Annotated in this window: 16 protein-coding genes; 7 read left to right on the top strand and 9 right to left on the bottom strand. The window is 71.5% G+C overall.

Going from position 1 to position 18,964, the window contains the following annotated elements; genetic code table 11:
- Positions 1 to 110: 110 nt before the first annotated feature.
- The 5 genes from JJI54_RS27820 to JJI54_RS27800 are packed head-to-tail and all read left to right on the top strand — an operon-like array spanning position 111 to position 5,705.
- Positions 111 to 1,850 carry an SMP-30/gluconolactonase/LRE family protein gene (locus tag JJI54_RS27820; RefSeq protein WP_203076688.1) on the top strand — a complete coding sequence of 580 codons (1,740 nt, stop codon included), beginning with the start codon at positions 111 to 113 and terminating at the stop codon, positions 1,848 to 1,850.
- 13 nt (positions 1,851 to 1,863) lie between these two features.
- Positions 1,864 to 2,793 (top strand): dihydrodipicolinate synthase family protein, encoded by a 930-nt coding sequence (locus JJI54_RS27815; protein WP_203076687.1) that lies wholly within the window; start codon positions 1,864 to 1,866, stop codon positions 2,791 to 2,793.
- Complete coding sequence (locus tag JJI54_RS27810; RefSeq protein WP_203076686.1) at positions 2,786 to 3,964, top strand: mandelate racemase/muconate lactonizing enzyme family protein; 1,179 nt, start codon at positions 2,786 to 2,788, stop codon at positions 3,962 to 3,964. Before JJI54_RS27815 ends, JJI54_RS27810 begins: the two co-directional genes overlap by 8 nt.
- 56 nt (positions 3,965 to 4,020) lie before the next feature.
- Complete coding sequence (locus JJI54_RS27805; protein ID WP_203076685.1) at positions 4,021 to 4,494, top strand: DoxX family protein; 474 nt, start codon at positions 4,021 to 4,023, stop codon at positions 4,492 to 4,494.
- Complete coding sequence (locus JJI54_RS27800; protein ID WP_318987601.1) at positions 4,491 to 5,705, top strand: OpgC family protein; 1,215 nt, start codon at positions 4,491 to 4,493, stop codon at positions 5,703 to 5,705. The genes JJI54_RS27805 and JJI54_RS27800 overlap by 4 nt, the downstream gene beginning before the upstream one ends.
- On the opposite strand, the gene JJI54_RS27795 is transcribed toward JJI54_RS27800, so the two are convergent.
- Positions 5,675 to 6,658 (bottom strand): ABC transporter substrate-binding protein, encoded by a 984-nt coding sequence (locus JJI54_RS27795; protein ID WP_203076683.1) that lies wholly within the window; start codon positions 6,656 to 6,658, stop codon positions 5,675 to 5,677. The two genes, JJI54_RS27800 and JJI54_RS27795, sit on opposite strands and share 31 nt — an antisense overlap.
- 127 nt (positions 6,659 to 6,785) lie before the next feature.
- Here JJI54_RS27795 and JJI54_RS27790 point away from each other — a divergent pair, with 127 nt between their 5' ends.
- Positions 6,786 to 7,169: a RidA family protein gene (locus tag JJI54_RS27790; protein ID WP_164694164.1), complete on the top strand. Its 384-nt coding sequence runs from the start codon at positions 6,786 to 6,788 to the stop codon at positions 7,167 to 7,169.
- A 9-nt stretch (positions 7,170 to 7,178) separates the two neighbouring features.
- Here JJI54_RS27790 and JJI54_RS27785 read toward each other — a convergent pair whose 3' ends face one another.
- From JJI54_RS27785 to JJI54_RS27760, 6 genes are all read right to left on the bottom strand, one after another.
- A complete protein-coding gene (locus JJI54_RS27785; RefSeq protein WP_203076682.1) occupies positions 7,179 to 8,150 on the bottom strand; it encodes a Bug family tripartite tricarboxylate transporter substrate binding protein in 972 nt (323 codons plus the stop codon).
- A gap of 62 nt (positions 8,151 to 8,212) precedes the next feature.
- Positions 8,213 to 9,982 (bottom strand): adenine deaminase, encoded by a 1,770-nt coding sequence (locus tag JJI54_RS27780; RefSeq protein WP_318987600.1) that lies wholly within the window; start codon positions 9,980 to 9,982, stop codon positions 8,213 to 8,215.
- Between the two features lie 14 nt (positions 9,983 to 9,996).
- Positions 9,997 to 11,004, bottom strand: coding sequence for a hypothetical protein (locus JJI54_RS27775; RefSeq protein ID WP_203076680.1), 1,008 nt, complete (start codon positions 11,002 to 11,004; stop codon positions 9,997 to 9,999).
- A 66-nt stretch (positions 11,005 to 11,070) separates the two neighbouring features.
- Entirely contained in the window at positions 11,071 to 11,409 is a 339-nt protein-coding gene (locus JJI54_RS27770) for a hypothetical protein (protein ID WP_203076679.1), read from the bottom strand.
- Between the two features lie 72 nt (positions 11,410 to 11,481).
- Entirely contained in the window at positions 11,482 to 13,053 is a 1,572-nt protein-coding gene (locus tag JJI54_RS27765; RefSeq protein WP_203076678.1) for an ABC transporter substrate-binding protein, read from the bottom strand.
- Positions 13,050 to 13,748, bottom strand: a complete 699-nt coding sequence (locus tag JJI54_RS27760) for a phosphoribosyltransferase (RefSeq protein ID WP_203076677.1) — start codon at positions 13,746 to 13,748, stop codon at positions 13,050 to 13,052. Before JJI54_RS27760 ends, JJI54_RS27765 begins: the two co-directional genes overlap by 4 nt.
- 98 nt (positions 13,749 to 13,846) lie before the next feature.
- Between JJI54_RS27760 and JJI54_RS27755 the strand changes: the two genes are divergently transcribed.
- Positions 13,847 to 14,773 (top strand): nucleoside hydrolase, encoded by a 927-nt coding sequence (locus tag JJI54_RS27755; RefSeq protein WP_203076676.1) that lies wholly within the window; start codon positions 13,847 to 13,849, stop codon positions 14,771 to 14,773.
- On the opposite strand, the gene JJI54_RS27750 is transcribed toward JJI54_RS27755, so the two are convergent.
- Together JJI54_RS27750 and JJI54_RS27745 are read right to left on the bottom strand one after the other, a co-directional pair.
- The gene (locus tag JJI54_RS27750) at positions 14,770 to 17,679 is read right to left on the bottom strand and encodes an ATP-binding protein (RefSeq protein ID WP_203076675.1); all 2,910 of its coding nucleotides are present in this window, start codon (positions 17,677 to 17,679) and stop codon (positions 14,770 to 14,772) included. The genes JJI54_RS27755 and JJI54_RS27750 overlap by 4 nt on opposite strands.
- Positions 17,680 to 18,780 (bottom strand): TRAP transporter substrate-binding protein, encoded by a 1,101-nt coding sequence (locus JJI54_RS27745; protein ID WP_203076674.1) that lies wholly within the window; start codon positions 18,778 to 18,780, stop codon positions 17,680 to 17,682. It lies immediately after the preceding gene.
- Between the last annotated feature and the right edge of the window lie 184 nt (positions 18,781 to 18,964).

Genomic DNA, 18,964 nt, shown 5'->3' with positions numbered 1-18,964 from the left:
CTGGGTGTTCCCTGCTGGCCTTGCGGGCCGTGGAACTTGGTTCCAGGATATGGACAGGGTGGGGCGGGGTCAATCGGGGACGCGCCGATCCAGGCCGAAGAAGGACAGCGATGAACCGGCGCAAGCCGAACGAGGACGAGGAAGCAGCGACCACCGGCGTGCAGGGCACGACCGAAGGCCCCGGCGTGCAGGGCACGCAGGCCCTGACGCGCGGCATCGCGCTGCTGAACCTCGTCGCCGATGCGCCCACGCCGCCGCGCTTCGCGGAGATCGCGGACCGCGCGGGCCTGGCGCGCCCCACCGCGCATCGCATCCTGGCCGCGCTGGTGGAGGCGCGGATGCTGCGGCATGACCCGCTGACCCAGACCTATGCGCTGGGCTCCCGCTTCCTGGAGATGGCGCATCGCGTCTGGGACGGCTTCGACCTGCGCGCCACCGCGGCGCCGGAGCTGGAACGCCTGGCGCGCCTGGCCGGGGAGACGGCGCGGCTCGCGGTGCTGGATGGCGATGGCGTGCTGTATGTGGACCAGCGGGAGGCGGAGCAGGAGGCGGTGCGCCTGGTCAACCGCGTCGGCGCCCGCGCCCACCCCCATGCCAGCGCCTGCGGCAAGGCGATGCTGGCGCAGCTTCCCGCTGCCGAACGCCGCGCGCTGCTGGAGAGGATCGCGCCGCTGGCCTCGCCGGGGCCGCGCACCCTGGCCGATCCCACGGCGCTGGAGCGCGACCTGACCATCGCCGCCGCCCGCGGCTACGCGCTCTCGCTGGAGGAAGCGACGGCCGGGGTGAATGGCGTGGCCGCCGCGGTGCTGGACCGCCGCGCCCGGCCGCTGGGTGCCATCTGCCTGGTGGGGCCGGCTTTCCGGCTGGGCGAGGCCAGGCTGCACGCGCTGGGGCGGGAGGTGATGGAGGCGGCGCGCCGCATCTCCGGCAATGCGGCGGGCAGCGCCATGACGCTGACCGTGGCGCCGCGCCCAGCCGCCGTCTCCCCCGGCGTCACCGTCGCGGTGCGGGCGGAGGCGCTGCTGGGGGAGGGCCCGCTCTGGCACCAGGGGCGGCTGCACTGGGTGGATATCCTGGCGCCCGCGCTGCATCGCAGCGACCCCGAGACCGGCGAGGACCAGGTGACGCCGGTGGAGGAGCTGGTCGCGGCGCTGGCGCCCCGGCGCGGCGGCGGGCTGGTGGCGGCGGCGCGGGGCGGGGTGCGGGCGCTGGATGGACGCGGCCTCGGCGCCGTGCTGGCGGCGCCACTGGCGGAGGGCGCGGGGCTCCGCCTGAACGACGGCAAATGCGACCGCGCGGGGCGCTTCTGGGTCGGCAGCCTGGCGCTGGATTCGACGCCGGATGCGGGGGCGCTGCACCGGATCGACGCGGACGGCTCCGCGCAGGTGATGCAGGCCGGGCTGCATGTCGCGAACGGGATCGGCTTCAGCCCGGATGACCTTGTGCTCTACCTCGCGGACAGCGCCGCGCGCCGGATCGATGCCTTCGATTTCGATGTCGCCACCGGCGGGATCGCCAACCGCCGCCCCTTCGCGCGCTTCGCGGAGGGGGAGGGCGTGCCGGATGGGCTGACGGTGGATGCGGAAGGCTTCGTCTGGGTCGCGCTCTGGGATGGGTGGCGCGTGGCGCGCTTCGCCCCCGATGGGCGGCCCGACCGCGTGATCCACCTGCCCGTGCCGCGGCCGACCAGCGTGGCCTTCGGGGGGGAGGGCTTCGGCACGCTCTTCGTCACCAGCGCGCGCGTGCGGCTTTCCGCGGCGGAGCTTGCCGCGGCGCCGCTCTCCGGCAGCGTCTTCGCCATCGAGACCGGCGGGCTTCGCGGCCTGCCGGAACCCGACTTCCAGGGATGAGGAAACGACAGATATGAACCACCATTCAAGCGGGGGCCTCTCGGGCGTCTTTCCCGTGCTGCCCACGCCCTTCACGCCGGACAACCAGGTGGATGAGGCCGCCTTCCGGCGGCTGATCGATTTCGCGGTGGAGGCGGGGTCCGACGGCATCGTCTTCCCCGGCATGGCGAGCGAGGTGGAGACGCTGTCGGCCGCCGAGCGCGGGCGGATGGTGGCGGTGCTGGGGGAGCATCTGAAGGCGCGCCTGCCCTTCATCGTCGGTGCCTCCCACGCCGATCCGGCGGAGAGCGCGGCGCGGGCGCGGGAGGGGATGGCCGCCGGCGCGGTGGCGGCGATGATCATGGCGCCGCCGCATGCCGGGCAGGATGTGGCGAAGCAGGCGGCCTTCTACGCGGCGGTGGCGGATGCGGCGCCGGGCATCGCCATCATGCTGCAGAACGCGCCGGCGCCGAATGGCGCGGCGCTGTCCCCGGAAGCGGTCGCCGCGGTGGCCGCCGCCGTGCCCGCCATCCGCTACGTGAAGGAGGAGACGCTGCCCTGCGGCCAGCATGTCACGCGCATCCTGGCGGCCTCCGACGGGCGGCTGGATGGCGTGATGGGCGGCGCGGGCGCCCGCTTCGTGCTGGATGAGCTGGCGCGCGGCGCCAACGGCACCATGCCCGCGCTGGAACTGGCCGATGCGCATGCCGCGCTGTGGCGGGCGTGGAAGGCGGGTGACCGCGCGACGGCGCGCGTGATCTACCGCGACACGCTGCCGCTGCTGGCCTTCCAGATGACGTTCCGGGTGCGCGCGACGAAGGAGGTGCTGAAGCGCCGCTTCCTGCTGGAACACACCGGCGCGCGCGCGGCGGGGCCGAAATTCGATGCGGGCGATCTGGCGGAGATCGGCGAACTGATCGAGACGGCGCGGCCCGCCATGACGATGCATCCGCCCCATGCCTGACAGGATCGAAAAGGTCAGCGCCTTCGTCATCGAGATCCCGCGCGACGTCCCCTATCTCGGCCCGCTGCGCGACGGGGAATTCGTCAACCGCGCGGGCTACATCGTGCGGGCCGGCAACCGCACGCTCTACCCGACGAAGGATCGCAGCGTGGTGCTGCGCATCGACACGGAGAAGGGGCTGACGGGCTGGGGCGAGACCTACGGGATCGTGGCGCCGGAGGCGGTGCGCGCCATCGTGGATGACGTGCTGGCGCCGGTGCTGGAAGGGCGCGACCCCGCGGCGCCGGCGGTGATCCATGAGGATCTCTACGACCTCATGCGCGTGCGCGGCTTCTTCGGCGGCTTCTACGGGGATGCGCTGGCGGCGGTGGACATCGCGCTGTGGGACCTGCTGGGCAAGTCGCTCGGCGTGCCGGTCTCGACGCTGCTCGGCGGGCGGCGGCACGGGCGCATCCCGGCCTATGTCTCCGGCCTGCCGAAGGCGACGTTGGATGAGCGCGTGGCCTTCGCGCGGGAGTGGCAGGCGAAGGGCTTCGATGGCTTCAAGTTCGCCGCCGTCGTCGCGGATGAGGGTGCGGAGGCGGAGATCGCGGCGCTGCGGGAAGGGCTCGGCCCGCGCGCGCGGATCATGGCGGACCTTCACTGGAAATACACGGCGCCGGAGGCGATCCGGCTGATCCGGCGGCTGGAGCCGCATGGCCTTGCCTTCGCGGAGGCACCCTGCGCGCCGGAGGATATCGAGGGCACGACGCTGGTGGCGCGGAGCGTCGGCGTGCCGGTGGCACTCGGCGAGGAATTGCGCACGGTCTTCGAATGGCTGCCGCGCCTGGAACGCCGCGCCTTCGGTATCGGCCAGCCGGAGATGGGCCGCACGGGCATCACGGAGTTCGCCCGGATCGGCGCGCTGTGCCACGCCTACAATGTCGAGGTCATGCCGCATGCGACGATCGGCGTGGGGCTGTTCATGGCGGCGAGTCTGCAGGCCTCCTCCGCCCAGCAGAAACTGCCCTGCCATGAATACCAGCACAGCATCTTCGACCCGAACCTGCGCCTGACGAAGCCGACCGGCACGCGGCACATGGCCTGCGAGGCGGGGGCCTATGTGCTGCCGGATGGGCCGGGGCTCGGGGTGGAGCCGTCTGACGAAATGTTCACGCACCGCGTCCCGTAACGGCGCGTGCGGCGGCGGCGAAGCAGGGGGCATGATCCCCAGCGGAGACGCCGCCCATGTCGCCCTTCATCCCGCTCTCCCCCAAGGCTGACCGCATCCTCACGCTGCTGGCCTGGCCGGCGGCGATCTGGATCGCCTTCGAATTCCTCTGGTACGAGCAGTACAAGCTGACGGGCAATGAGGGGTCGGTCTACCTCTTCACCATCCTGTCCGACTGGCTCGGCACGCCGGGCGGGGAGAAGCCCTTCCGGCTGTTCGTCGCGATCCAGGAAATCATCTGCGCGGTGCTGGTGCTGATCCCGCGCACGCGGATGATCGGCGCGGTGGGGTCGCTGGTGACGATGTCGGGCGCGATCTTCTTCCACACGGTCAGCCCGCTCGGCATCGATCCCTATGGCGATGGCGGGCAGCTGTTCAAGGAAGCGGTCTTCACCTGGTTCATGTCGCTCTTCGTCCTCTTCGCGCATCGGGCGGAGGCGGTGGCGCTGCTGGCCCGGCTGCGGGCGCGGTTCCTGCCGGTGGCGGCGTGACGCTGGCAAGGCGGCCGCCGCAGGCGGACGAGGCCGCGAACGCGGCCCGCCGGCAGTCCGGCGAGCCAAGCGGCCGGAGGCCGCGCCCGGCGCCTGAGGGTCTGAAAAGGCCGCCGAGGGATTTGCGGCTGGACGTGCTGCGGGGGTGGATGCAGGTCTCCATCTTCGTCAGCCACGCCTTCGGCACCGCCTTCGCCTGGGGCATTCATGCGGCCTGGGGTGTCTCCGACAGCTCGGAGCAGTTCGTGCTGCTCTCGGGCCTGGTGCTGGGGTCGGTGTTCTCGCTGAAATTCGCGCGGGACGGGTTCGGCGCGGCGTGGCGGGACATCCTCATGCGGGCGGCCCGGCTCTGGCGGATGCATCTGCTGGTCTTCTTCGCCTTCGCCGCCATGGTCTTCGGCTTCGACCTCTTCACGCCGCTCGATGGCGTGGTGGAGGCGGGGGGCTGGTGCTGGCTGGCAAGCGAGCCTTGGTTCGCCATCCCCGGCGCGATGGTCGGCCTGTATCAGCCGGACTTCATGGGCGTGCTGCCGCTCTTCGTGCTGTGCATGCTGCTGCTGCCGGGCTTCGTGCTGCTGCTGACGCGCTTCGGCGCGCGGGCGCTGGTCCTGCCCTGGGGGCTTTACGTCGCGACGCAGGTCTTCGAGCTGCGGCCGCCGGCGCTGGGCGGCACCTACATCGCCTTCGATCCGCTGGCCTGGCAGGTGCTGTTCATGACGGGCATCTGGCTCGGCTGGCGGGCGCTGCATGGCGCGGCGCCGCTGGCGCGGCCCTGGTGGCTGGTGTCGCTGGCCGTGACGGTGGTGCTGCTGGGCTTCTGGGTGAAGCTGTCCATGCATGGCTTCGCGCCGGAGATGCCGGCCTGGGTGCTGGCGCTGACGGACAAGGATGTGCTGGCGCCGCTGCGCCTGGCGCATGCGCTGTCGCTGGCCTGGCTGGTCTCGATGCTGGTGCCGCGGGAGGCGCGGTGGATGCACCAGGCCTTCCCGCAGGCCATGGCGGCGATCGGCCGGAACAGCCTGCAGGTCTTCTGCCTCGGCCTGTTCCTGTCCTGGATCGTGGCGGCGCTGTTCCGGCTGTTCCCGGCGGATCGCCTGCTGCTGGACCTCGCGCTGATCCCGGCGGGGATCATGGTGCTGGTCGCCTTCGCGCGGTGGCGCGAAGGCGACAGGAGCGTCTCCTACAGGGAGGCGACGGCGCGTTCCCAGTAGCCGAGGTCGAGGTAGCGGTCCGGGGCGGGCGGCGTGCCGCCCCAGCTGCCCAGCACCTCCGCCCGCACGGCCAGCACGGTGCGGAAGCCCTGCAAATCGAAGCGGCCATCGATGGCGGAGCCGGTTTCCGGCGCGGTCAGCAAGGCGAGGTTGCGGCGGGCGAGCGGGGCGGGGATGCGCAGCCGCTCCGCCAGCAGCGCCGTGACGGCATCCGTGTTCGCCGGCGCCAGCATCCAGCGGATGCCCTCGATATAGCCCTGCAGGTAGCGGTGGACCACGTCCCGGTTCGCCGCCGCCCAGGCGCGCATCGCCCAGCCCGCATTGCCGAGATAGGGGCCGACCGCCTCCGTCACCGTGGACAGCCGCCGCAGGCCGCGATCCTCTGCTTGCAGGCTGAAGGGCGGGTTCAGCATGGAGGCATGGGCGGTCGGGTCGTTGAACATCAGCTCGTAGCGGGCGAAGGTGCCGCCCGTCGGCCGGATCTCGTAGCTGCCGCGTGGCAGGCCGTTCATCGCCAGCATCTTGTAGGCGACCAGCGCATAGGCGGTGTTGGGCGCGTCCACGATCAGTGTCTTGCCACGCAGGCCGGCCCAGCCCTGGATCTCCGGCTTCACGTAGAAGGCGTTGAAGGCGCTGTCGCCGCCGATGAGGATGCCGATGTCGTGCCCGGCCTCCGCCATCGCCACCGCATTGTCCACGCCGGCCACGACCAGCTGGTGGTCGCCCGCGGCCAGGCCGTTGCGCAGCACGTCGGAATTGGGCGTGTTCTCGATGACGATGTTCAGCCCGCGCCGTTCGAAGGCGCCGGTATGCTGGCCCGCGAAGAGCGGCAGATTGGCCAGGCCCGGGAAGACCTTCACCTTCAGCGTGGTGGCCTGCGCGCGGGCAAGGCCGGGCGCGGCGAGCGCGGCGGCGGTGGTGCCGAGCAGCAGCCGGCGCGTGATGCGGATCATGGTGTCCGTTCCCTCCGAAATCGATTGCAGGGAGTGTGCCGGATTGCGGGACGGATTCAACAGCGGAGTGGGTTCCCGTGTCGGACGGGGCGGCTACAGTCCTGATCCACCGTCAGGAGCTACCGCATTGGACAGGCAGGTCATCACCTCATCCAAGGTCACCTGGATGCGCTCCGGCGTCTCCCACGCCGTGCGCGCGGGGGACATGGTCTATGTCACGGGCGCGACGCCCTTCCATGGCGACCGGCAGATCGCCAAGGGCGATTTCGCCGCGCAGCTCCACCAGGTCATGAAGAACATCATCGCCATCCTGGAGGAGGCGGGGACGGGGCTCGACCGCGCGGTGAAGATGAATATCGCGCTGACGGACATGGACCGCTACGCGGAGTTCGACGCGATCTTCAAGACCTATTTCGAGCCCGGCAACTACCCCGCGCGGCAGACGATCGAGAGCCGCCGCCTGGCGCATCCCGACTTCCTCGTCTCGATCGACTGCATCGCCTGCTGCTGATGGCGGCGCTCAGTCCGGCGTCAGCCCGATCTCCGTGATCAGGCGGCCGATCCGCGCGCCTTCGCTGCGCACGCGCTCCGCCAGTTCGGCGGGGCCGAGCGCGAAGGGCGAGGTGCCGATCGGCAGCTTCTCCGCGAAGGCGGGGGACCGCACGGCATCCAGGATATCCGCCGCCGCGCGATCCACCGTGGCGGCGGGCGTGGCCTTGGGGAAGAAGACGGCCATCCAGGCATTCATCAGCTGGATGCCTGGCGCGGCCTCCGCCATGGTCGGCACCTCCGGCAGCAGCGGATGGCGTTCCGTGCCGTTGAAGGCCAGCGGCCGCAGCGCGCCGGACTGGATATGCGGCAGGGTGATGGAGAAGCTGTCCATCGTGACCTGCACGCGGTTGGCGAGCAGGTCCGTGTTGCCGGCCGCGCTGGTGCGGTAGGGCACGTGCTGCATCGGGAAGTCGAGGCCGCGCGCCAGCGCCTCCAGGTTCAGGTGCGGCACGGTGGCGTTGCCGGGGGAGTAGTAGAAGACCGGGTTGTCCGCGGGGCGTGACCGCGCATGGGCCACGAGTTCGGCCAGGCTGCGCACCGGCAGCGCGGCGTTGACGGCGAGGAAGGAGCTGGAGATGGCCAGCCCCGTCACCGCCTGCAGATCGGGGAAGGGATCGAAGCGCGGGTTGCGTTGGATATGCGGCAGGATGGTGAGCGCCGCGGCCGCCACCACGCCGCAGACGCTGCCATCGGCGGGCGCGCGGATCAGGTTGTTGGCGCCCAGCATGCCGCCGGCGCCGGGCAGGTTCTCCGCCGCCGTCCGCCAGCCATGGCGCTGGCCCATCACCTCCAGCAGCACGCGCGCCACCTGGTCCGTGATGTTGCCGGCGCCATAGCCGATGATCATGCGGGTCGGTGGTGCCCAGGCGCGCGGGGCCTGGGCGAAGGCGGGCAGGGGGAGGGCAGCGAGGCTGCCCATCAGCCAGTGGCGACGCCGCATCCGTGGTCTCCATTGCCTTGGACGCGAAGGCTACGGAGCCAGGTGCGGCGCAACAAGTCCCATCAGGCGGGAAGTGGCTCCGCGGGGTCGAAGATCTCGCCCGTGGCGCCATCGGTCAGGCCGAGGTCGGTCGGGTGCGGCGCCGGGTTGCAGGCGAGGGACAGGCCCGTCATGGCCCGGAAGACGCGGAAGGGGCCCTGCCAGTCGATCACCTGGTCGGCCTCCGTCCGCAGCGCCGCGAAGTTGGCGGCGGTGACCTCCGGCGGCGTTTCCGCCAGCAGGCCGGCGATGGGGAGCGGGACCAGCGCGGTGACGCGGCCATTGCGCGCCACGGCCATGCCGCCGCCGCACTCGATCAGCGCATTGGCGGCGGCCTGCATGTCGGCGGGATCGCGGCCCAGCACCAGCAGGTTGTGGCTGTCATGGCTGATGGTGGTGGCGATGGCGCCGCGGGGATTGCCCCAGCCCTCGATGATCGCGGTCTGCGGCGTGGCGGGCACGCGGCCATGGCGGTGGATGATGGTGATGCAGGCGTGGTCGGCCGGCAGGACCGCGAAGCCGTTGCGCACCGCGACCTCCACGCTGCCCCACTTCCCATGCCGCGCGCCCACGATTTTTCTCAAATGCGCCGTGCCGTCGCCGATGCCGTTGACCCTCGGCATGAAGGATTCGATGGGCTGGGCGGAGAGCTTCACCGTGTCCGTGGGTCCCTTGGTGCGGCGCGGGGGCTCGATCAGCTTGCCATCCTTCGCGACGAGCTTGCCGGCCGTGAAGACACGCTCGACGGTGACCGAGGGCAGGTCGGAAAGAACAACGATATCTGCCTGCCGCCCCGCGCCGATCAGCCCGAGGTCGTCGCGCTTCAGGCGCATCGCCGCATGGAAGGTCGCGCAGCGGATCGCCGCGATGGGGTTCATCCCGCGCGCGATGATTCGCGCGATGGTGTCGCGCAGGCCGCCCTTCTCCAGCAGCTCATCCGGGAAGATGTCGTCGGTGCAGAAGACCAGGTTGGGCGGCAGCATCGGCAGCGCGGCGAGTGCCGTCAGCACGCCGGGCAGGACGTAGTCGTGGCTGCCGCGCAGCTCCACCGTCATGCCGGTACGCAGCTTCTGCAGGAAATCCTCCGGCCCCACGATCTCATGGCAGCTCGTGACGCCGGCGCTGGCATAGGCCTGGAGATCGCCATCCACCATGCCGCGGGCATGGCCGTTGACGTTCTTGCCGGAAGCCAGGCCCGCGCCGACGATGCCCGCCATATGCGGCGTGCCGCGCAGCACGCCGGGCATGTCCATCACCTCCGCGACGCCCGCGATCTCCGGCCAGGACAGCATCTCCGCCATCTCCGCCGGGCCGATATCGGCGCCCGCCACTTCCAGCCCCGGCGCGGAGGGGACGCAGGAGGGCGCGGCCACCAGGCTGCGCAGCGGCAGGTCGCGGGAGGCATCGATGGCCCAGCGCACGCCGGGCAGGCCGAGCACATTGGCGAGCTCATGCGGGTCCCAGACGCAGGTGGTGGTGCCGGCGGGCACCACGCTGGCGGCGTAATCCGCCGGCGCCATCAGGCTGCTTTCGTAATGCAGGTGGCTGTCGATGAAGCCCGGCGCGAGGAATTTGCCCGACACATCCTCGATGCGCTCCGCATCCTCCCGGCTGCCGGGCGCGTGGACGGAGGCGATGATCGGGCCGACGATGCCGATATCCGCGGCGCGGAGTTCGCCGGTGGCGACATCGACGACGGTGCCGCCCATCAGCAGCAGGTCGAAGCGGGCGGAGCCGCGCGCGGCCTGGACGGCGCGGGCGCGGAGCGCGGGATCAACGGGGTCGTGGGTCACAGATGGTCCTTGCCTCATTCGGGCGGATCCGCAGGTTCCGCGGGCGTCCAGGCCACCTCGCTGCGCTGGATGGTCGGGCCGAGCGTTTCCACCGCCTTCCGCAGCACTGTGCCGCCGACGACGCGCAGAAGATAGACGCCAAGGATATGCGGCTTGGCGGCGGACTCCATCTGGCGGTCTTCGTTCAGCCTGGCGATCTGTTCACCGAGTGCACGCTGCTCCTCCGCCGTCAGCCCTTCCACAAGGCCCAGGCAGAGGGCGGGCAGGGCGGTGCGGGCCTTGGCGAAATCGACATCCTTCATGCAGGCCAGCACCGCATCCGCGCGGTCCGTTGCCTGGGTACGGTTCACTTGGCGGTCCGTGCCGTCCAGGAAGGCCTTAAGCATGGTGGAGGGCCCGATTCCGACATCCGTGTCGCCCACGCGCGCGGTGAAGAGGGAGGTGCGGAAGAAGGCGATGGCGCCGAAGGCGGCCAGCAGCGTCTCCATCACCCGGCGATTCGGGTTCGTGTCCGCGATCGCGTTGAACTCCTGCACCAGGGCTAGCGCCAGTATGCCGGAGGCGACATTGACGCAGATATAGGCCGCGGATGGCCGCATGCCGAGCAGGCGCGCGGGGTCATCGCGGTAGCGGGCGATCAGCTCCCCGAAGCCGACGGCACCGGCGAAGAAGGCGACGGCGGCGTATTGCGTAAGCGGGAGCTTTTTCCAGTCGATCCCATGGCCTTCGCCCGCCTTGATCCAAAGCACAAGCAGGATCAGCACGACGGCGAGTGCCGATGCGACGCCCATCGTCTGCAGCACGCCAAGCGCGGCCTCCCGCGTCGTCGGCCTGCGGGTCAGCGGCGTGTCGGCGGTGGTATCGCCGGCCAGGACGAAGACGAAGGCGCCGGCTGTGATGGCGATCAGGAGGAGCAGCACCAGACTTCGCGGCGTGCTTTCCGCGGCGAGCCCACCGACCAGCGGTATCAGCGGCAGCGTCACCACGAGCAGGATGGTGGCGACCCGGGTGCGACCTTGCATGACGTCGGGCCTTCCTGGGGAAGGCTGGCAGGGTAGGTGATGCTGTGCCGATGGCGCAACAAGCCGCTACTTGCGGAAGGATGCCGCCTTCTTCCCAAGTTCGGTCAGGACGAAGGTGCCGCCCCGGTTCACAGCAAGCCCGATATTCTCCATGGAACGGAGGGCTGACGCCGCGGCGCTCAGGCTGGTGCCGAAGGTCTTCGCGACCTCAATGACCGACATTTCGGCCCCCGGCCCCTGTGGCCAGATCTTCACCACCGCGTCGATCGGCGGCTCTCGCTCCGCCACCGGTTCCGGCGCATTGCTGGACCGGGGGGCGGAGTAGCCAGTCTGGGCCGTTGACGCGGTGTTGGCCTTGTAACTTTCCAGAAAGGTTCCGAAATAATCCGTCTTGCGCCCGCTCACGGCTGCCTCCGAGGGTCCAACGGGGACAGCGAGAGTATGGGTGCCCATCCGTCGCCGATCAAGCGAGCCCGACTAGCGCGCAGCCCTTCCGGCGCTGAAGGCCAGCGTCATCTCATCGGTGCGGGGTTCGTAGGTGAAGCCGCGGCGCATCGCCCAGGTGTTCTGCGCGAAGTAGAGCGGGATCAGCGCGGTGTGGTCCACCAGGGCGAGGCGCGTGGCGCGCTGCGTCAGCGCCCGGCGCTGTTCGTCATCGATCGTCGTGCGCGCCTGCTGGATCAGCGCATCGACCTCCGCATTGCTGAACCGCCCGCGATTGGCGGTGCCGAGGCCGAGCGTCGTGTTCCAGCTGTGGATCTGCGTCTCCAGCATGCCCAGCAGCTCCGGGTTCGGGGAGAAGCCGGCGAGGTTGACGCTGTAGCGGAGCTGCGCGGCCTCGCTCAGCCAGACGGCGCGGGTGCGCGTTTCCACCGTGGTGGTCAGGCCGAGGCGCGTCCACATCTGGGCGATGGCCTGCACCACCTGTTCGTCATTGACGAAGCGGTCATTCGGCCCGTTGACCCGCACGGCGAAGCCCTGCGCCCAGCCGGCCTCCGCCAGCAGGCGCCGCGCTTCCTCCAGGTTGAAGGGGGGCGGCGTCATGTCCGGCGAGGTGCCGAAATAGCCGGGCGGGCCGAGATCCCCGGCCGGCGTGCCCTGGCCCTGCAGGATGCGGCTGGTCAGTGCTTCCCGGTTGATGGCGAGCGAGAGGGCGCGGCGCACGCGGGCATCGCGCAGCGGGTTCGGGATGCGGCTGCCATCCTTGGCGCGGATATGCGGGCTGTCCTCCCGGTCGCTGTCCAAGGTCAGGAACAGCAGGCGGTTGGAGGGGCTTTCGGCCACGGTGAAGCGCGCGGCATCGGCGCGGAAGCGCGTCAGCTGGTCGGGCGGCACGATCTCGATCAGATCGACATCGCCGGCCTGGAGTGCCGCGCTGCGCGCGCCGGCATTGGCGATGGGGCGGAACTCGACGCGGGCGAAGGCGGGGGCGGCGCCGTGGAAGTTCGGGTTGCGCTCCATCACCACCGGGCTGCCGGGCTGCCAGGAGACGTGGCGGAAGGGCCCGGTGCCGACCATGACGCGGCCCGCATTGTAGTCCTGCGTCGTCGCCCCTTCGCCGTGCTTCTTCGACACGATCATGACGAGCGCGAGAAAATTCGGCAGCAGCGGCGTCGGCTGCGTGGTGCGGATGCGCAGCGTCGTCGCATCCACCGCCTCCACCGATGCGATGGGCCGCGTGGCGTAGCGGAAGGAGGAGGGGGAGTTGGGCACATCGCCGGCGCGGGCGATGGTGAAGGCCACATCCTCCACCGTGACCGGCGCGCCGTCATGGAAGCGCGCCACGGGGTCCAGCTTCACCTCCCAGGTCAGCTCGTCGACCGGGCGCATGCTGGTGGCGATGGCGGGGCGCAGCGCCTGGCGGGCATCCTGTTCCATCAGCGGCTGGAAGACATGCCGGCTGAAGGCGATGTTGGTGATCAGGCTGGCGAAATGCGGGTCGAGGCTGGTCGGCCCCGCCTCCACCCCGATGCGGATGGAATCCTGCGCGACAGCGGGGCTGGCGAGGAGCGGCGCCGCCAGCAGGGCGGCGCGGAGCGTCTTCATCATGCGGCGTGGTCCAGGGGCGGGCAGAGGTGATGCGGCGCGGTGCCGGCCTCCGGCATCCAGCCACCCGTCACCGGGCGCAGGATGGGGGTGGCGAAGGCGGCGCGGAGGGGAATGGCGGCGGGCCAGGCGGGCTGCCAGCGATGGCCCTGCGCCATGGCGACCAGCAGCCCGACAGGCGTGACATCAGCGGCCCGGAGCAGCGCGAGGCCGGCCAGCGCCGAGGCGCCGGTGCTGACCACGTCATCCACCAGCAGCACGCGGCGGCCTTGCAGCCGGTGCACGATGCGCGGATCGAGCCAGAGGCGGCGCTCCGTCGGCGAGGTGATGGAATGGACGGGGACCGAGAGCCCTTCCTCGTACCACCGCTTGCGGGACCAGCCGGGGGCGACCCAGTTCGGATGGCCCAGCGCCTCCGCCACCAGCGGCGCGAAGACCTGGCCGAGGCTCGGCAGGCCGACCACGACCTCCGCGCCCAGCGGGCGCGCCGCCGCCGTCATCCAGCCGGCCAGGGCGCGCACCACGGGGAAGCTCGCCTGGTTGGCGATCAGCCCCGCCACGCCGAAATCGCCGAAATCGCGGATCGGCAGCGCCAGCACCCGGCCATCCGGCAGGGCGGCGGGGTAGGACGAGGTGAAGGGCCCGGGCGCCGCCCTGGACTCCGCCGGGGGCGCCTCGAACCGCTGCCAGAACTCCATCAGGGATCCCGTCGGGCGTGGGGTGGTCGCTTCGCAGGGTGCGGCGGACCGCCGCAACGTGGCATGCTGCGGCGCGAAGCCGCAACCCGGGACACGCCATGCCGCGCACCACCATCATCGACTGCGATCCGGGGACGGATGACGCCATCGCGCTGTGGCTGGCGCTGGGGTCGCCGGAACTCGACGTGAAGCTGGTGACGGTGGCCGGCGGCAATGTCGGGCTGGACCGCACCACCGCCAATGCCCGCGCCGTGGTGGGGCTGACCGGCCGGGCGATCCCGATCGTCGCGGGGGCGGAGCGGTCCCTGATGGCGCCCTTCCGGGCGGAGACGGCGGTGCATGGGAATGACGGGCTCGGCGGCGTCATGCTGCCGGAGGGCCCGCCGCTGGCGCCCGGCATCGCGGCGGATGCGATCCGGGACCTGCTGCGGGCCTCGCCCCCTTCCTCCGTCACCGTGATCGGGCTCGGCCCCGTCACCAACCTGGCGCTGGCCTTCGCGACGGAGCCCGCGCTGGTGGACCGGGTGCAGGAGCTGGTGCTGATGTCGGGCGCCTGGTCGGAGGGCAACATCACCCCGGCGGCCGAATTCAACGCCTGGAACGACCCGGAGGCGCTGGCCATCCTGCTCAACCTCGGCCTGAAGGTCGCGATCGCGACGCTCGACCTGACCTTCCAGGCCAAGGTGACGCCGGCGGTGATCGGGGCGCTGGCGGCGCGGGAGGGGGGGGCCTGCTGGCGCGCGGCGCTGGCCATCCTGCGCGCCCTGCCGATGTCCCGCCGCATGAACCACGAAGGCTTCCCGCTGCACGACCCCTGCGCCATCGCCTGGGTGATCGCGCCGCATCTGTTCGGCGTGAAGGACGCGGCGGCGGAGGTGGATTGCACAGCCGGCCCTTCGCGCGGCCGGACGGTGATCGACCGCTGGAACCGGCTGGGGCGGCCCGCGAACCTGGCGCTGATGGAGACGCTGGACGCGCCGGGCTTCTTCGAGCTGCTGGCGGCGCGGATCGCGCCGCTGCGTTAATCCCCCACGCCCTGCGCCAGGCGGGGCGGGGGCACCGCGTCGTTGGTGGCGGGGCGCGCCATCGGCGTCTCGATCAGCGGCAGCGTCGCCGCGGCCACTTCCAGCACCTGGCGCAGGCTGGCGCTGGGGTCGCGGCCGGCATGGATCTCCGCCTGCATGAACTCCGTCACGGCGCCGAGCCGCCGGGCGCCGAGGGTGCGCGCCGCGCCCAGCATGCGGTGCGCGGCGTGGCGCAGCCGGGGCAGGTCCTGCGCGATGGCGGGGGTGGACAGCGTCTCGTAGCCCAGCCGCACCTCGCCCACGAATTCGCTGATCACGACCTCCGCGGTCGGACCGAGATCGGCGGCCAGGTTGCGCAGCGCGGCGCCATCCAGCAGGGGCTGCTGCATCTCCTTCGACGCGGCCGGCCCGCTTTCCTCCAGCGCGTGCCCGGCGGCCAGGCGCTGCACCGCGGCCAGCAGGCTTTCCCGGTCGATCGGCTTGGCGAGGTGGCCATCCATCCCGGCGGCGCGGCAGGCCGCGACCTGTTCCGGCAGGGCGGAGGCGGTGACGGCCAGCACCGGCACGCGCTGGCGCGCGCCATCCAGCGCGCGGATGCGGCGGGTGGCTTCCAGCCCATCCATCACCGGCATCTGCACATCCATCAGCACCACGTCGTAGGTGTCGCGCTCCACCGCGGCCAGTGCTTCCGCGCCATCGGCGGCGCTGTCCACGCGGTGGCCGGCGGCGACCAGCATGGCGCGGGCCACCATGCGGTTGGCGGCGACGTCATCGGCCACCAGCACGCGCAGGCTCCGGCCGGGGGCGGCGGGCAGCATCTCCGCCGGCGCGGCGGCCAGGGCGGCGGCGGGCAGCGGCACTTCGCGCAGCGGCAGTTCAACCCAGAACAGCGCGCCCTGGCCGGCTTCGCTGTCGCAGCCGATCTGCCCGCCCATGGCGGTGGCCAGCCGCGCGGAGATGGCGAGGCCGAGCCCCGTGCCCGCGCCATCCTGGCCTGCGACGGGGAAGAGCTGGGAGAAATCCTCGAACAGCAGGTGGCGCTTTTCCGGCGGCACGCCGGGGCCGGTATCCTTCACCTCGATCCGCAGGCCGGGGCGGCCGCCCGCCAGCGGCATGGCGCGGAAATCGACGCGCCCGCCAGGCGGCGTGAACTTCACCGCGTTGGACAGCAGGTTGAGCAGCATCTGCCGCAGCCGCGTGGCATCGGCCTCCACCGCCGGCGGCGTGCCGGGGTCGATCGCCAGGGCCAGGGTCAGGCCCTTGCGGTCCACCTCCGGCGCCAGCAGCCCGGCGCAGGCATCCAGCATGGGGCGGACGGCGACGTCGCGCAGATGCAGGTCGAGCTTCCCGGCCTCGATCTTCGAGAGGTCGAGCAGGCTGTTGACCAGTTCCAGCAGATGGCGGCCGGCATCGTGCAGGGTCTCCACCTGCTCCCGCTGCTCATCCGTCAGGTGGGGGTCGCGCAGCAGCACCTGGGCGAAGCCCAGCACGCCGTTCAGCGGCGTGCGGAGTTCATGCGACATGCGCGCCAGGAACTGGGACTTCGCCTCCCCGGCCGCGCGGGCGCCGTCTCGGGCGGCTGCCAGTTCGTCCATCGCGCGCTTCAGCGGCGTGATGTCGGTGCGGATGCCGACGGTGCCGCCATCCGGCGTGCTGCGTTCGGTGATCAGCACCCAGCGGCCATCGGGCAGCAGGCGTTCGATCGGCGGGTTGTTGGCGTGGCGCCAGGCATCCATCTCGTCGATGAAGGCTTCCAGGTCGCCGACCGCCTGGGGGTACTGCCCGCGCTTGGCGCCTTCGCGCATGATGTCGCGGAAGGCGGCGCCCGCTTTGATGAAGGGGGCGCTGATCGCGTAGAATTCCTTGTAGCGCTGGTTGCAGGCGATCAGGCGGTCATCCGGGCCGAACATGACGAAGCCGTCCGACATGCTCTCCAGCGCGTTCTCCAGCGTCGATCGCCAGCGCGCGCGCTCGGCCTCCACCCTTTCGCGCTGCCGCAGGCCCAGCAGCAGGGCGGCGGCCAGCGCCAGCACCAGGGCGGCGAAGGCGCCGGAGACGAGCAGCGCGCGTTCGCGGTCGAATTCCCAGCCCGCCAGCGCCGCGCTGCGCTCCACCGTCGTGACGACGGAGAGGGAGGGGTAGAGCGTCGGCCGGACGGAGACGAGGACGGGTTCGTCGTTGAAGCGGCTGCGCGCCTGGCTGGCGCCCACCAGCGCGCCGGCGGGCACGGCGAGGCGCCGGCCGATCCGCGTCTCGTCATGCGGCAGGGCGGCCAGCAGCGTGCCGTCGTCCCGTTCCAGCGTGACGCGCATGCCGGGCGATTCGCCGCCGACCGAGAGCAGGGAGCCCACCAGCGGAACCGGCACTTCCGCCACCGCGGTGACGTTGCCGATGACGGGCATGCGGATGGGGCGGGCGAAGAACAGCGCCCATTCGCCGGTGGCGGGGTTCTGCACAGGCCCGCCGATCATCACGCTGCCGGCATGGGGCGCCGCGTCGCTGAAGGCGGGGCCGAGCGGCAGCGGCAGCGGCCGGCGGCGGGAGACGGCGAGCGCGGTCGCGATCGGCATGCCGTCCGGCCCCACCAGCAGCACGTCGCGGAAGGTGAAGTTCTGGTTGTTCAGCTCCCGCATCACGCGGCCGGCGCCATTGGCGTCGAACCGCCCGTCCCGCGTGTAGGGCGCGAGGATGGAGGGCAGGCCCGCCAGCATGGCGTCCACCTGCACGAAGTTGCGGTTGATGGAGGCCTCCACCGCCCGGCTGACGCGGTTAGCGGTGTCGCTGGCCGCGGTCAGCGCCGCATCGCGCGATCGTTCCAGCAGCAGGGCCGTCGCCACCACCTGCGCCAGCAGGATGGCGAAGACGGCGCCGAGGACGGCGAGGCGGAGGCGGCGGGCCGTCTGCATCTATTCCGGCCGTGCCCGGATGCCGAGGGTGGGGGCCAGGTGTTCGTTCCAGGCATCCACGCAATCCATGCCGCAGCGGTTCACCCAGCGCGGCAGCACCACCTCCGTCAGCAGGCGGCGGCGGCGGTCGTCATCGGCGGCGGTGACGGGCACCACCGTCATGGAGCCGCGGCGGCCGGTGGTGCAGGCGGGCTGGCCGGCATTGCAGGCCAGGCCATCGCCCGTCTCCCGGTCCGCGGCGTTCCAGATCTCCGGCTCCAGGTCCGCGACGCCGCGGCGGATGATCTCCTGGATGTCGGGGGGCAGGGCGGCCCAGGCGGTGGAATTGGCGCCGAAGATGGAGATGCCCCAGGTGATGGCCATGGCGTGCACATGGCTCGTCACCTCATGCAGGCCGACGGCGTTGCCGGACAGGGTGCCGGTGATGGCGCATTCCACCACGCCGCCGCGGATCGCCTGCACGATCTCCGCGAAGGGGGTCACGACGGGTGTGGCGCCCAGCGCCTGCACCATTTCCGACTGACCGACGGAGGAGGTGCGGATGCGCCGCCCGGCCAGGTCCGACAGGCCGTTGAAGGGGCGGGTGCAGAAGACGACCTGCGCGGGGTAGGTGTAGATGCCCAGCAGTTCGATCGAATAGCGCTCCCGCAGCACCTGCTCGATATGCGGGCGATAGGCGCCGACGGTCTGGCGCAGGGTGCGCATGTCCGGCGACAGGGCCGGCAGGTCCACCGCGTTGAATTCCGGCTCCTCGGTCGCGACGATGGCGAGCAGCGCGGTGCCGAAGGGCACGACGCCGAGGCGCATGAGCTGCAGCATCTCCTGCCCGCGGATGCCGCTGCGGTCGAAGGGGGCGATTTCCGCCACCACGCGGCCCTGCGTCAGCTCCGTGATCCGGCGGCGCCAGAAGGGTTCCTCGTAGCGCACATACTGGCTGACATCGGCCAGGCCGCCGACGATCTTCAGCCGCGCCTGCGGCTCCGGCTGGGCCTGGGCCTGGGCCGGCGCCTGGGCCCGCGCCGCGTCCGGCAGGGCGCCGGGCAGCGCCAGCCCCAGCAGGAACGCGGCTACGAGACCGAACCGGCGGCGGGCCAGGCGCATGCGAGTTCCCCGGAAAAGCGAACATCATCCTGACCATCCCGCGCCCCGGGCGCCAGGAAGGTCTCGGTGGGTGGTATAGCAATTTCTTTAACGATTGCGACAACCCTAACGCGAGTCACCCGGCTCCGCATCGCGCAGAGGCGCCGGGGGCGCATGAAATTGCCGAAGGATGCGGCAATCCGGC

The organism is Falsiroseomonas ponticola (genome assembly GCF_016805305.1).
GTDB lineage: Bacteria > Pseudomonadota > Alphaproteobacteria > Acetobacterales > Acetobacteraceae > Falsiroseomonas > Falsiroseomonas ponticola.
This window is presented reverse-complemented; position numbering and strand designations above follow the sequence as displayed.